This window comes from Arenibacter aquaticus, from assembly GCF_003957295.1.
GTDB lineage: Bacteria > Bacteroidota > Bacteroidia > Flavobacteriales > Flavobacteriaceae > Arenibacter > Arenibacter aquaticus.
This window is the reverse complement of sequence record NZ_RQPJ01000002.1, coordinates 859,080-873,382: the sequence shown is the minus strand read 5'-3', so window position 1 is coordinate 873,382 and position 14,303 is coordinate 859,080. Positions and strand designations below refer to the sequence as shown.

Here is a 14,303-nt window from a genome sequence, read left to right as displayed (position 1 = left end):
TGTTAACAAATGGGGGTTCATAGCTTAAAATCCTTTTTTCATATAGCATAATTCATTGATAATCTATTTGGTTTGGGAACAGCCATTTTTGTAAACATATTTGTTAGCCGGTATGGGATAGACCTGTAGTGCAAATATTTGATAATTGAAGAATTGTATATGAAAAAAATTGCGTTTGTTTTTATGTTAACATGGGGCGGTGCCATTTATGCCCAAGAAGCTAATACAATATATTTTAATAGTGAATTCCTTCCGAATACAGAAGTGAGCGATGTTTCTAGGACCACATTAGGTATAGACATTCCCGTTATTAAAAGTAATGATAAAGAGAGTTTTAGTGTTGGAGCCTCCTACCAAAGCACCAACTTAAATTATGTGGATATTGATGTGCCGTTTGAAACCTATCAGATTGAGGGCTTTCATACCTTTGCACTAAAGTTGGAGTATAACCGTCTACTTGCAAATAACTGGGGAATAACGCTTATGGCTCAATCCCAGATTTCCTCAAATTTTGATGAAATGGACTATGGTGAAAAAGACTTGTTCTTTAACGGGGCAGTAATTTTGGATAAATTAAATGAAGATAATATGTCCATGTGGAGTTTCGGAGTCATTAATGATGCCCAGTACGGATTTTACTTTCCCATACCTACCGTTTCATATACCAAACGAATCAATGATTCATGGGCTTATAAACTAGGTGTACCGGATAGCCGTGTAAAATGGACCTGGAACCAAAACAGTAATTTTGAGGCTTTTGCTGCCTTGGACGGCTTTAGTGGCAATATTAATGATGAAATAGACATATATAAGGAAGATTATATGGGAACCCTACGACAAACCACTGTGGTTAGCGGACTGGAGTATAACTTCAATTTTTGGCGCAATTTTCAGCTTTATGCAAAGGGCGGGTATACCCTTTACAACAATATGGAAGTGCAGGACTATGACAACGAGGAGATTTATGATTTTAACATGGCCAACGGTTGGTATTTCAATGTTGGAATGAGCTATAAACTTGGAAAAAAGGTGAAATTAAAAAGCCCGTATTAAGCTCCATTAGCAGTAACCATTTTTTTGTATAAACAATATTTCAACGGGTTCAGCTTTCTTAAGTTGAACCCTTTTTTTCTATAGGAAAGGAACCAAGTAACTTTTTATCTCCTAGTATGTTTTAATCTATGTTTGCAAATACGTGCACAATTTTTAAGTTTTTGCAATTTTTCTTTTTAAAGTTACATTCCATCTATTAAATGGGTCAATGTAATTCCGGAAGTATTGGTATTTTGGCCCTATGGTAAGAGGCGTTATGGCAGAAGATTTTTCGTACCGGGACAGGGAATTGGACTGGCTACGTTTTAACGAAAGGGTGCTACAGGAAGCAGCAGATCATAGAAACCCATTGTTGGAACGGTTGCGCTTTTTGGCGATATTTTCTAGCAATCTGGACGAGTTTTTTAAGGTGCGGATTTCAAAACTCCGTCAAATAAAAAAAGTAAAAAAGAATATTCGGAAGCCCTTGGGGCTGAAGCCCAATAAGCTTCTTAAAACCTTGCTGTTCCAGATAGACCAACAACAACAGCGGTTTGGGGAAATCTTTAGAACGGAAATACTCCCGGAATTAAAACAGCATAAGATTTACCTTCTGAGCCATGCCGATTATAGCGAAAAACAAAGATTGGATCTTCAAGAGTTTTTTGAGCAAAAAGTAGCTTCCAAATTAACCCTTATAGAGGGTAGTGACCTATCGGCAAATTCGCTCAAGGAGGGTGAACTGTATATAGTAGCCTATGATAAAATAGCCGATAAAATGGCCGTAGTAAATGTGCCTACCACCCAATTGGGCAGATTTGTTGAGGTCCTGGCAACAGAGGGAACAAAGGTTTATACCTATTTGGAGGACCTTATTAAGCTTAACGCCACGGCCATTTTTAAGCAGCTTCAGGTTTCTTCCCTGCACAATATTAAGGTCTCCAAGGATGCTGAACTGTATTTGGATGACGAATACCAAGGGGATTGGATAGAACAGATATACAGTTCGCTTTCCCAACGGCAATTGGGGCAACCCACCAGGTTGTTATACGAGCAAGGGATGCCAAAAGCGGTTCGATCAAAATTGCGCAGGCGGATGGGATTGGGCAAGATAGACATGTTTGAAGGTGGAAGGCGTCACAATTTCAGCGATTTTTTTTCGCTACCAGAAGAGATAGGTAAGGCCCAATTGAACTTTGCGCCCTTTCCACCATTAAAGAGCCAGCCCTTTGAGGAGGCCAACATTTTTTTTGACCTCATTGCCAAAAAGGACAGATTGTTGCATTTTCCGTATCAGGATTTTCGGTATATTGAAGATTGGTTGTTCCAAGTTGCCATGGATCCACAGGTAACCGCCATCCATATATCCCTTTATCGCATTGCGAAGAAATCACGATTAACATCGGCCTTGCTCAAGGCCCTGGAAAATGGCAAGCAGGTGACCATATTTGTGGAAGCCAAGGCCAGGTTCGATGAGGCCAACAACATAAGATGGGGCAGGAAGTTTGAGGAGAAGGGCGCTGAGGTCTTTTACAGTTTTCCCAATGTAAAAGTTCACTCCAAGATCTTGCATATAGAACGTTTGGAAAACGGCAAGAAGGTAGGATATGCCTATATAGGTACCGGAAATTTTAATTCCAAAACGGCCAAAATATATTGCGATCACGGACTGTTTACGGCAAACAAAGGCATAACCGCAGACCTGGTACAGGTCTTTAGGGTCCTTAAGAGGGAAATGTTGAGACCCAAATTAAACTGTCTGCTCATTTCACCCTTCAATACCAGGAGTAGCTTTATAAACTTCATACAGCGCGAAATAATACATGCCCAGACCAATAAACCGGCGATGATCACGGCCAAAATGAACAGTTTGGAGGATAGGGAAATAATTAATTGGCTTTATAGGGCAAGCAATGCCGGGGTTAAGATTAAACTCCTGGTGCGTGGCTTCTGTTGTTTGGTGCCAGGGGTAGCAGGGCAGAGCCAGAACATAGAAGTAATTAGTATTGTGGACCGTTTTTTGGAGCATGCCAGGGTGTTTCTTTTTCACAATAATGGGAAGGAAGAATTGTATATGGGAAGTGCAGATTGGATGACCCGTAACCTTGATAGGCGAATAGAGGTCATTACCCCAATCTTGGATGTTGGGGTTTTTAATCAATTAAAGGATATTCTCACCATTCAGTTTAAGGATAATGTAAAGGCCAGAATTATCGGCAGCAAAACTTCCAACCACTATGTAAACCGTCCCACGGGGGAAGATGAGGTACGCTCACAATATGAAATTTATAGGTACTTGGAGCGCTTATGAGGTTTCTAAGGTCTTTGCAACCCTTCTATTTAATTTTATGAACAGCCTGTCTTGTGCAGCCGTATAGGACAATTGGAAAGATGGGGAGGGTTTACAGCTTTCTTAATACCAAAACCCCCTTTTTATTGGTTGTGAATTGCCTTGGCTGATCATATGTCTATTCTCATCGGGATACGCTAAATCTCATTTAGTCGATTTCAGTTCTTAGTATTTAGGGTAGTTTTAATGTATAAGACCAATATTACCAACTACCACCTTAATTCTTTATGAATAAACAACTTAATGGGTTTGTATTACGCTATAATTCGCAAAAATGTCAGTATTACACTGTCATTTTTACATTTTTTAACTTTTGGTATTCTCTTTGAAATGCTATTTTTATTCAAAATTTGAAATAGCAATACCATGCAATTTATTAAGCTAGAAGACAATTTTAGGCCCGTGTTTTCTGTTTGGTCAATTGAAAATAGTTCAGGCAGACTTTTGCCAAATAGGAAAAAAAGTGGGCATTTTTTAAAACCTACCGCCCTAGGGTGGTGGTACCTATACCTTCTCCCTAATTTTTTGGGAAATACAGATTTCGAATTCAAGTTTTACAGATGAGGGTTTAATGGCCCTTAAATTTATAGCTAGCCCCTGGGTATGCCCAATACGTGCTATCCGGGAGGTTCTTTTAGTGTATTAACAATCATTTTTCGTTCTGTTTCTTTAGACGAATACTTTTAAAGTCAAAGTATAATTTAAAAAAATAGTTATGGAAACATTAAAGACAAGCAAGAAAAAAAACAACCGACAAAGACTACAATCCCTTCCCCCGCTTAGATTTAAAAAATTTCAAATGAATTTGGACCAGTCCGGGGTTCATATACTTCTATCCGCCAATTTTCTAAAAAAGAACAACCACACCCTAAGGGTGCGTGACGGACAGCTAAACCTAAAAATTAAACAACCCCCAGCGCTGTTTGGCTATGCCAACGGTAGCAAGGTATTGGATGGCCCAACAAAGGATATAGATTTTCAAATTAGGCTTCCGCACAAACAGTACCGGCATATAAAGTCCGCTCGTTTTTTAAATGGATCCCTAAAAATTCACCTTGTAGAGAGCTATACAACGGGGGCTACTTTAAAGTACGCGGAATCTGCTGCAAAGTACCATGGGGTAGCCACATCATATCCGTCTTAACAACCTTTGTCAAGGCTTGTTGCTTTAGGAGTCCCATGGCAGCATTGCCCTTTAATTTATTGTTTAATCAACCTAAATAGTGATGTATCGTATATGGATGTACAAATTGAAAAACTGACCAAGACCTATGGTCCTCAAACGGCGGTAAACAACATCAGTTTTGATGTGAAGACCGGGGAGGTACTAGGATTTTTAGGGCCCAATGGGGCGGGGAAATCCACTACCATGAAAATGATTACCGGTTTTATAGGTATAGAAAAAGGCGATATCAGGATTGGTGGCAAAAGTGTAACGGATACCAACGGTGACTTTAAGCAGCATATTGGTTACCTGCCCGAGAATAACCCACTGTATTTGGATATGCCCATAATGGACTATCTGGAGTTTTGTGCTTCCCTCCAGGGAGTAGAGAAGGCCAAGATCAACAGCAGGATCAGGGAAATGATCGGGGTTTGTGGGCTGGATAGGGAAAAGCACAAAAAAATAGGCGAACTGTCCAAAGGATACCGACAGCGGGTAGGATTGGCCCAAGCCATGATCCACGATCCGGAAATATTAGTTTTGGACGAGCCTACCACAGGCCTGGACCCCAATCAGATCATAGAAATTAGAAAGCTTATTCGGGACCTGGGAAAGGAAAAGACAGTGATCCTAAGTACCCATATCCTTCCGGAGGTAGAGGCAACCTGTGACCGGATACTTATCATCAATAGGGGCAATATTGTAGCAGACGGAACCCCGGAAACCCTTAGGAAACAGGCCCAGGGCAATGAAGTGCTAAAGTTGCAAATAGAGGATGGGGATACAGGGAACATTTTGGAATCCTTGAATGCCCTGGATACGGTAGCTACGGCAGCGATTATAGGCCAGGAAGAAAACCTCTTTGAAGTACAGAGCATGGCCGATACCTCCTCTAGGCGGAAAATCTTTGACCTCTGTGTAGAGAAAAAATGGGTGCTTACACAGCTTACCCCCTTAGAGACCAAACTAGAGGACATTTTTAGAAACTTAACGCTAAATTAGATATGTATACAATTCTTACGATTGCAAAACGGGAACTGGCAACTTTTTTCGATTCGCTTATCGCCTACATTATTTTAGGCCTTTTTTTGGGGTTCAGTGGCTTTTTTACATGGCTGTACGGCAACGATATATTTATGGTGGGACAAGCCAATCTTAGGGTGTTTTTTAATATTGCTTCTTGGAGCCTTTTCTTCTTTATACCCGCCATTACCATGAAGATGTTGGCCGAAGAACGCAAGACCGGTACATTGGAGCTGCTGCTGACCAAATCGGTATCGGACCGCCAACTTATTTTGGGCAAGTTTTTAGGGTCTGTACTTTTGGTTTGCATAGCCCTCCTGGCTACCCTGCCCTATGTGCTTACCGTTGCCAGTATAGGAAATCTGGACAACGGCGGAACCCTTTGTGGATATTTAGGGCTCTTTTTATTAAGTATTGCCTATACGGCCATAGGCATTTTTGCCAGTAGTATCACTACCAACCAGATCGTAGCATTTATGACTGCCCTATTTATTGGGCTGTTTTTCCAGATCATTTTTGGGGTCCTGGCCCAAAACTTGACCGGCAATATGGGGTACTTCTTTGACACCTTGGACCTACAATCCCATTTTGAGTCCATTTCCAGAGGGGTCATTGACTCCAAAGACCTGGTTTATTTCCTATCCATAACGGTATTGGGGCTATACCTTGGGGAATGGTCCCTATCCAAAAGACATATTTCTTAAACGCTTGTAAAGACAATGAAAAAAACGAACATTACCATTCTCTTGATTATCGGAATTTTGGTATTTGCCAATTTGGTATCGAAGCAATACTTCTTTAGGCTGGACCTTACCGAGGATAAGCAGTATACTTTAAGCAGTGCTACCGAAAATATTATGGCATCCCTGGAAGATCCCATTACGGTAAAAGCCTATTTCTCCGAAAACCTTCCACCCCATATAGCAAAGACCAAAAACGATTTTGAAGAATATTTAATAGAATATGCCAGGCATTCCAATGACAACCTGGTCTATACCTTTACCAACCCCAATGAAAGCGAGGAGCTGGAGCGGGAAGCCATGGAAGCAGGAATCAATCCTGTGATGATCAACGTTCGTGAGAAAGATCAGATGAAACAGCAAAAGGCTTTTTTAGGGGCTGTTCTGCAACACGAAGATCGCCAGGAGGTTATCCCTATTGTACAGCCGGGCGCACCCTTGGAATACCTACTTTCCTCCTCCATAAAAAAGATAGCGGTTTCCCATAAACCGGAGGTAGGTCTTATGCAAGGTAACGGGCAACCCTCCATTGCGGAGTTATCACAGGTGAAATCGGCCCTGGATGTATTGTACAATTTTAGAGCTATACAGATGAACGATAGCCTAGCCGTTCCTCAAGGCATAAAGACCTTGGCACTAGTGCGTCCTACCGATACCATTAAGGATGCTACCCTTGAACAATTGGATGCTTTTTTGGAAAAGGGCGGCAATTTATTTGTGGCCCTAAACCGGGTAACCGGTGACCTTAACAGCTCTTACGGTAGTGTTCTGGGTACAGGCGTAGAAAAATGGCTGGGCGAAAAGGGATTGGAAATCCGTGAAGATTTTGTTATCGATGCCCAATGTGCCACCATAGCCGTACAACAGCGGCAAGGGTTCTTTAATTTCACGTCCAATGTGGCTTTTCCCTATGCACCTATCATCAATAAGTTTACAGACCACCCGGCAACTAAAGGTCTGGAAGCCGTTGTGATGCAATTTGCCAGTTCACTAAAGTTTACGGCCAAGGATTCACTTACCACCTTTACCCCCTTGGCTTTTTCCTCAGAGGCATCGGCCAGTAAACCTGCACCACAATTTTTTGATATTCAGAAAGAATGGACAGAAAGTGATTTTACATCTCCACATCAGGTTATTGCCGGTGTTTTGGAGCAAACGCATGACAATGGCAACCGTTCCCGAATTTTTGTGGTGGCCGATGGGGATTTTCCAATCGGTGGAGGGCAACAACCCGTACAGGGAGACAATGTAAACCTTATGGTAAACGCCATTGATTGGTTGAGCGATGATACAGGTTTAATAGACCTTAGAACCAAGGGAATACACTATAGACCCATTGCCAATTTGGAAGAGGGTACCAAAACCACATTGAAATATGCCAATTTTTTATTGCCCATTGTTTTGGTGTTGGTATACGGTATGGTACGCATGCAATTAAATAAGAATAAGCGTAGCCGTAGGATGGAAGAAAATTACGAAGGATAGCAACACCCTAAACAATAAACCATGAAGAAGAATACTATTTTGATGGCCGTACTGGTCTTATTGGTTGTACTATATCTGTCTACCAATTACTTTAAAAAGAACAGCAGTACCAGCTTTGATCCCCAAATTGTGAAATTGGATTCCTCCAAGATAGGGAAAATCACCATCTACCCTCCTGCCAAAGAAAAGGAAGAACCCATTGTACTAAGTAGGTCTTCTGGCCATTGGGAGGTGGCCCAGGGCCAGATCGTGTCCAAGGCAGACCCATCCAAATTGCGAACGGCATTGGGACAATTGTTGGATGTTGAGGCCCAGCGTCTGGTGGCCAAAACCAAGGATAAGTGGCCCAATTATGAACTTGGGGATTCCTTGGCGAGAAAAGTGCTCATTGAGGAGGAAGACGGGAGAACTACAACTGCGTTGTATTTTGGAAAAACATCCTATGGCCAAGTTGCAGGCCCAGCATATGGTAGGGGAGCTGCAACCGGGCCTACCTATTTACGGCTAAATGATGAGCCCGAAACCTTTGCCTTGGAAAACGGACTGCCCAATACGTTTAATCGCCCGTTCAACAGTTGGAGGAATTCGGAATTTCTCAAGCTAGACAAGGAAAAGCTCAAGGAATTGGAATTTAATGCCGCAGATGGGGAGGCCTTTGTACTTAGGAAAGTAGATTCTCTTTGGTCCATTGCCGGCACCAAATCTGATGCGCCAAAAGTGTCACAATATCTCAATTCGCTGGCTAGGCAGAACAGTTCCCAGTTTGTTGATGGTTTTAGCCCAAAAGATAAACCCCTTTATACCCTCACTATTAGGGGGCAAGATATGGATGAGGTGGTAGTGAGGGCCTATGCCAAGGCTGAGGAAAACAAATTTGTCCTGAACTCTTCCCAACACCCAGAGGTTTTTGTGGAAAGCGATTCCGTAGGACTGTTTAAACGCTTGTTTGTGGACAGGGAGTATTTTCAATCTAATAAAGATGAATAAAATAGAATACAGGCCATTGGTTGGTCTAAACTTTTAACCTTTTATAAATTATAAACCATTTTTTATGAAATCTAAACTACCATACTTAAAGAACCTATTCTTTTTGTGCAGCTTTTTATTCTTTTATAGCCAGGGGGCCAAGGCCGGAAATGGCATAATGCTATATACCCCATATACCCATATTTCTGTACCTCCGGGGGAATCCATTGATTATAGCGTGGAGGTCAAGAACTACGGGAATCAGAGAAAGGATGTAGCAATTGGCCTGTCTGGCCTTCCCGAAGACTGGGAGGCCACCTTAAAGGCCGGAGGTTATTCCATAGAGCGGATCGCTGTGTTGCCCGGCGAGAAAAAAACGGTTTCCTTAACCCTAAATGTACCCTTAAAGGTAGATAAGGGCAAATACAATATTAGGTTGGTTGCCAAGAATTACGATGTGCTGCCCATAGTGGTAAACGTGTCGGAGGAAGGGACTTTTAAGACCGAGTTCAGCTCGGATCAGATTAATATGGAAGGGCACTCCAAATCCAATTTTAATTTTTCCACTAAACTAAAAAATCACACCGGTGAAAAACAACTTTACTCTTTGTTGGCATCGCCGCCACGGGGCTGGAATGTGGCCTTTAAACCCAATGGGAGACAGGCCACTGCAGTGGAGATAGCGCCGGGGAAAACTACCAATATTACAGTAGAGGTAAAGCCTTCCTCCCAAGTTAAATCCGGTTCCTATAAAATACCCATAAAGGCCAGTAATAAGTTTAGCACTGCCAATTTGGAACTGGAGGTGGTCATAAAAGGGTCCTATGATCTGGAACTTACCACTCCTACGGGATTATTGAGCTCCAGTATTACTTCTGGAAAGGAAAAACACATGGAACTATTGGTAAGAAATACAGGTTCCAGTGAATTGAGAAATATTGGCTTTAGCTATTCCAAACCCAAGGATTGGGAAATTTCCATGGAACCAGACACTATTCCCATGATCAAGGCCGGTGGAGCTACAAAGGTAAAGGCTACAATTAAGGCTGCCGATAAGGCCATTCCAGGCGACTATCTACCCAAAATTACGGCCAAGACCCCGGAAGCCTCATCAACGGCATCCTTAAGGGTACAGGTAAAGACCCCATTGTTATGGGGGTGGCTTGGAATCTTTATTATTCTGGGCACCTTGGGGGCCATTTACTACCTGTTTAAGAAATACGGCAGAAGGTAATGGCGGTAAAGAGTATAGATATTACGGGACTTACCAAAAGGTATGGAGAGCATATAGCGGTAAACAACTTGGACCTGTCCATAGATAAAGGCGAAATTTTTGGCCTTCTGGGGCCAAACGGTGCAGGGAAATCTACCACAATACTTATGCTCCTGGGGCTCACAGAAGTGGATGCAGGATGTGTAAAGGTGTGTGGAATAGACAGCGGCCGCTACCCCTTGGAGGTGAAAAGAAAAGTAGGATATCTACCGGAAGATGTTGGTTTTTACAACGATTATTCCGGATTACAGAATCTTATGTACGTGGCCCGTTTAAACAACATCCCAGAAGAAGAGGCCAAGGAGAGGGCCTTGGAGATATTGCAAGAGGTGGGCCTGGAAGATGTCAAGGATAATAAGGTAGCCACTTATTCCCGAGGAATGAGACAACGCCTTGGCCTGGCTGATGTGCTCATTAAAAACCCCGAGGTAATTATTTTGGACGAACCTACCCTGGGACTTGATCCTGAAGGGGTAAAAAAGTTTCTTCAACTCATTGTTCGCCTAAGTAGAAAAAAAGGCATGACCGTTTTGTTCTCTTCCCATCATTTGCACCAGATTCAACAGGTATGTGATCGGGTAGGGATATTTGTTAAAGGTAAAATGCTGGCAGAAGGTAAAATCAGTAGTTTGGCAGAGCAACTATTTTCCAAAAATACCTTTACCCTGGAAGGGGCTATATCCACAGCAGTACAAGATGCGGCAGAACCGCTACTGTCCATAAAGGAGCTGGTCCAAAAAATAAAGCAGATAAAAGGGGTGGCCCAAGTGGAGTTGAACAATAATCAATTTGTTATAGAATCCCAAAAGGACGTAACGGTTGAACTGTCCCGACTAGTAGTACAATCGGGATACGGGCTTAATTTCCTAAGTAAAAAGGAATATGGCTTGGATGATATTTATTATCAATATTTTCAAGAAGGTCAAGCACATGAAAAATAAAGTCTTAAGAACAAGTATATCAAAAGTGAACGAATTACAATTTCGCACTGGGATTGCCCAGCTGCGCTCCTTGGTGTTCCGGGATGACAATACAGCAACCAACAAGGAAAAATTTCCATGGGCTCCTTTCAAGGCCATGGTACAAAAGGAAATTTCCGACCATTTTAGGAACTGGCGTTTTATAATTCTATTTGTCCTTATTTCATTGGCCTGTTTAGGAACATTATTTGCTACTTTGGCAGATGGCATGAAGGCCATTACGGCAGATGGTTCAGGAAATAACTTTTTTTTCCTGAACTTATTTACAAAATCCAATGGTACCTTGCCGCCTTTTTTTGGTTTTGTGGGGTTCCTGGGCCCCTTGTTTGGAATAAGTTTGGGGTTCGATGCCATTAGTTCTGAACAGCAAAGGGGAACCCTGAGTAGGATTATGGCCCAACCCATCCCCAGGGATAGTATTCTTAATGCTAAATTCTTGGCCGGCATAATCGTGATCAGTGTTATGTTTTTTACATTGAGTTTTCTGGTATTGGGATCGGGGCTCATAGCAATAGGAATACCGCCCACGGCCGAAGAGTTTATGCGGATTATGGTGTATACGGTACTTAGTATTGTCTATGTTTCCTTTTGGTTGAACCTTGCTATTTTGTTTTCGGTCCGTTTTAAACAATCAGCCACTTCCGCTTTGTTGGGGATAGCGGCATGGTTGTTTTGTACCATTTTTTATCCTTTAATAGCCAGCATGATCATAAAGGCCTATGAACCCTCACAGTTTGCCTCCCCCAGAGCCATTTACTTCTATGAAAAATTAAAGTTCTATCTGGGGCAGTTCATGCCCAATGAGCTGTTCGATGGGATTACCTCCGCTATTTTGGTACCTTCCATACGTAGTTTGGGGCCACTTAGCATGGAGCAGCTGCAGGGAGCCATACCCAGTTCCCTGCCTTTGGGACAGAGCATTATGTTGGTCTGGCCACAGTTTACCGGTTTATTGTCCCTTACACTACTTTGTTTCCTGCTTTCCTATGTAGTTTTTATGAAGCGGGAAATACGATCCAGGGGATAGGGATTTATTTCTGGGCAGGTAGTTTTATAAAAGTATGTGCTGAATAGTTTAAAGGGTTTCGCCCATTGTTTTTGGGCGTTCCCTCCTGCGTCGGTCGGGCCCTTGGCTATATCCCTTGCTTTGCTGCGGGGATGCCGCCGCGGTCACTAACGCAATGGGTGCCCATATAAAATAGCTGCTGGGACCATAGCTACTGCCCGGGCGTTAACCTAAAAACCGTAAAATTATCCACGGTCATATGGTTGTTAACCGTTCTAAAACCAAAATAACCACTGCTGTAGGGATTGGGGTCATAAAAATCAATAATGCATTGGCCATCGCGGTAGTACTGAATAATTCCGTTATAGGCTATGATCTTGATCTTTGTGACCTTATTTGGCTTTATCAGGTATTTGGGTTCTGAAAGGTCATGCTCAGCCAATAATGGCCTTTCTCCATTGCCCGTATACCTTCTAAAACGTGTCTTGCTATTGTCATGTCCGCCTACCCCCATATAATACAATCTAAGGCTATCATAATTGCTGAATTTTCCTCCGCGATTTTCAGAATTGGCAAAAAGATCATCGGGGTTTTCGGGGTCTTTGGCCATCCAAAAACAATTTAGATCGGAAACCCGGTCTTGGGGTCCCCCTTCATCTATGACATAGGCATCATATTGGATCATAATGGGGCCTTTCAATTCTTTTTTAAACCAAATGGTGCAGCCGGCCACATCGGTAATTTCCAATTTTCCATCCGTATTGGAAACCTTGCCGCCCGGCATTTGCTCTTCTTGCCAATCCTCCAATCCGTTTTCAAAATGTTCCTCATAGAGCAATGTTGCTTCCACAACAAGGGTATCCTTGATAACAACCTTCTTTTTTTTTTGGGAGAAGGCCATTGAGAACAACATACTTAACAAGAGTGATAGAATAGTTTGTTTCATAAAATTATATAGTTGTGGGTTTTATGTTTCAAGTGCATTTTAGACCTCACAAACTGTAAGGTTCCTCCAAAACAATATTTTGTGCCAGCAATAGTTCAGAAAAAGTTTTCCTAATGCCAAGTAATTTTAGCCTTCTTTGTCTCCGTATTGACCCAAACACTCGCATGCTCAAATTCACGAGTAAATATCCATCCATCAGGTTTTTCACGCTTAAAAGCTCCTTTTGGGCTCCCCAATGGCTTTTGTAGGGCAGGATAGTCTACTAGGTTTCCATCCTCCAAATTCCAACCCCAATTCCATTGAAAATAGGAATAGGGCTGTGCCCCAATCAGAAAGCAAGCATGGTAATATTCCAATTGATCCTTAGACTTTTTTTCAATTCCATCTGTTTTTGTGGCTCCCATTGTTATATCGTTTCGGCCTTTTCCTTTGGCACCGAAACGATAAATAGATATTTTTCCCGCCTTGGCAATTCTAATCATATCCTCCCATTCTTTTAGTAGATGCTCCTTATTGGTAACAGTTGCATTGTAATGCTCAAACATAAAGGCATCACAGTAAGGAAAAACATCTTCGGTGTTGGCCGCATTGTTACCAACCACTATTTTGTTGGGTCCCAATTGTTTTTTTAATGCAGCCATCATGTCACCTTTGGCTTTTGATATTTTTGCCAAGTCCTTTTCAGGGTAACCGGCATTTTCATCCACGTTCATACGATCAATAAAAATACCATCTGCTCCGGAGATGTTCACACCTTCAACAGCCGCTGCCACCCACCATTTCCGAAATTCAGGATTTAAGGCATCAAAATAGTAAGAAAATGCTGGGCCATTGGTTTTTTCCAAGAGTTTCCCGGTCTCTGGATCTACGGCCAAAAATTTGGCCAATTCTTTGTTTTTAGCGATGCCCTCAGGAGTAAGATCTTTATTGAATTGGGTAAAGGGCCATGCAACATAGGAATTGTAATAGTAGAGTATTTTGGACTCCGGTTTTATTGTATGGAACGCTTCCACTTCGTGCTTTGTTCCCATTACAGCGTCACCAAGCATGTGAAATGCATGTGATTTTTCTATACAAATGAAAGCCGTTCTATCCGCAATAAATTTAACTTCTTCAGCTAATAATACCCGATCAATATCACCAAAATGATAGTACATAGGCGTAGTTTCCCAACTAAATTTTGGAAAATAGGCCTTGGATTTAAAACGGGAACCATCACTTATAAGTAGGGATGACTTTTGTTGTGCGTAAGTACAGAGACTCACGTTAATTAAACAATATATCAGACTTAGGGTTTTAAGGGACTGAATCCTGACTGGTACCTTTTTTTTCATCTA

General features: G+C 42.0%; 12 protein-coding genes. 10 read left to right on the top strand and 2 right to left on the bottom strand.

Annotated features, from left to right (window positions below; genetic code table 11):
• Positions 1 to 159 precede the first annotated feature (159 nt).
• The 10 genes from EHW67_RS06435 to EHW67_RS06390 all read left to right on the top strand — a co-directional run bounded on the left by EHW67_RS06435 (position 160) and on the right by EHW67_RS06390 (position 12,041).
• On the top strand, positions 160 to 1,053 hold the full coding sequence (locus tag EHW67_RS06435) for a DUF6268 family outer membrane beta-barrel protein (RefSeq protein WP_126161530.1): 894 nt from the start codon (positions 160 to 162) through the stop codon (positions 1,051 to 1,053).
• A 256-nt stretch (positions 1,054 to 1,309) separates the two neighbouring features.
• Complete coding sequence (ppk1, locus tag EHW67_RS06430; protein ID WP_126161529.1) at positions 1,310 to 3,343, top strand: polyphosphate kinase 1; 2,034 nt, start codon at positions 1,310 to 1,312, stop codon at positions 3,341 to 3,343.
• Between the two features lie 754 nt (positions 3,344 to 4,097).
• Positions 4,098 to 4,526, top strand: coding sequence for a hypothetical protein (locus EHW67_RS06425; protein ID WP_126161528.1), 429 nt, complete (start codon positions 4,098 to 4,100; stop codon positions 4,524 to 4,526).
• 93 nt (positions 4,527 to 4,619) lie between these two features.
• Positions 4,620 to 5,549, top strand: coding sequence for an ATP-binding cassette domain-containing protein (locus EHW67_RS06420; protein ID WP_126161527.1), 930 nt, complete (start codon positions 4,620 to 4,622; stop codon positions 5,547 to 5,549).
• A gap of 2 nt (positions 5,550 to 5,551) precedes the next feature.
• A complete protein-coding gene (locus EHW67_RS06415; RefSeq protein WP_126161526.1) occupies positions 5,552 to 6,274 on the top strand; it encodes an ABC transporter permease subunit in 723 nt (240 codons plus the stop codon).
• A gap of 15 nt (positions 6,275 to 6,289) precedes the next feature.
• Positions 6,290 to 7,795: a GldG family protein gene (locus tag EHW67_RS06410; protein WP_126161525.1), complete on the top strand. Its 1,506-nt coding sequence runs from the start codon at positions 6,290 to 6,292 to the stop codon at positions 7,793 to 7,795.
• 21 nt (positions 7,796 to 7,816) lie between these two features.
• On the top strand, positions 7,817 to 8,782 hold the full coding sequence (locus EHW67_RS06405; protein ID WP_126161524.1) for a DUF4340 domain-containing protein: 966 nt from the start codon (positions 7,817 to 7,819) through the stop codon (positions 8,780 to 8,782).
• A gap of 64 nt (positions 8,783 to 8,846) precedes the next feature.
• Positions 8,847 to 9,995 (top strand): NEW3 domain-containing protein, encoded by a 1,149-nt coding sequence (locus EHW67_RS06400; RefSeq protein WP_126161523.1) that lies wholly within the window; start codon positions 8,847 to 8,849, stop codon positions 9,993 to 9,995.
• Positions 9,995 to 10,975 (top strand): ABC transporter ATP-binding protein, encoded by a 981-nt coding sequence (locus tag EHW67_RS06395; protein WP_126161522.1) that lies wholly within the window; start codon positions 9,995 to 9,997, stop codon positions 10,973 to 10,975. Before EHW67_RS06400 ends, EHW67_RS06395 begins: the two co-directional genes overlap by 1 nt.
• On the top strand, positions 10,965 to 12,041 hold the full coding sequence (locus tag EHW67_RS06390) for an ABC transporter permease (RefSeq protein ID WP_126161521.1): 1,077 nt from the start codon (positions 10,965 to 10,967) through the stop codon (positions 12,039 to 12,041). Before EHW67_RS06395 ends, EHW67_RS06390 begins: the two co-directional genes overlap by 11 nt.
• 190 nt (positions 12,042 to 12,231) lie before the next feature.
• Here the strand turns inward: EHW67_RS06390 and EHW67_RS06385 are convergent, their stop codons facing one another.
• Together EHW67_RS06385 and EHW67_RS06380 are read right to left on the bottom strand one after the other, a co-directional pair.
• On the bottom strand, positions 12,232 to 12,966 hold the full coding sequence (locus tag EHW67_RS06385; protein ID WP_126161520.1) for a DUF6250 domain-containing protein: 735 nt from the start codon (positions 12,964 to 12,966) through the stop codon (positions 12,232 to 12,234).
• A gap of 110 nt (positions 12,967 to 13,076) precedes the next feature.
• Positions 13,077 to 14,300, bottom strand: a complete 1,224-nt coding sequence (locus EHW67_RS06380; protein WP_126161519.1) for a putative glycoside hydrolase — start codon at positions 14,298 to 14,300, stop codon at positions 13,077 to 13,079.
• Positions 14,301 to 14,303: the final 3 nt, after the last annotated feature.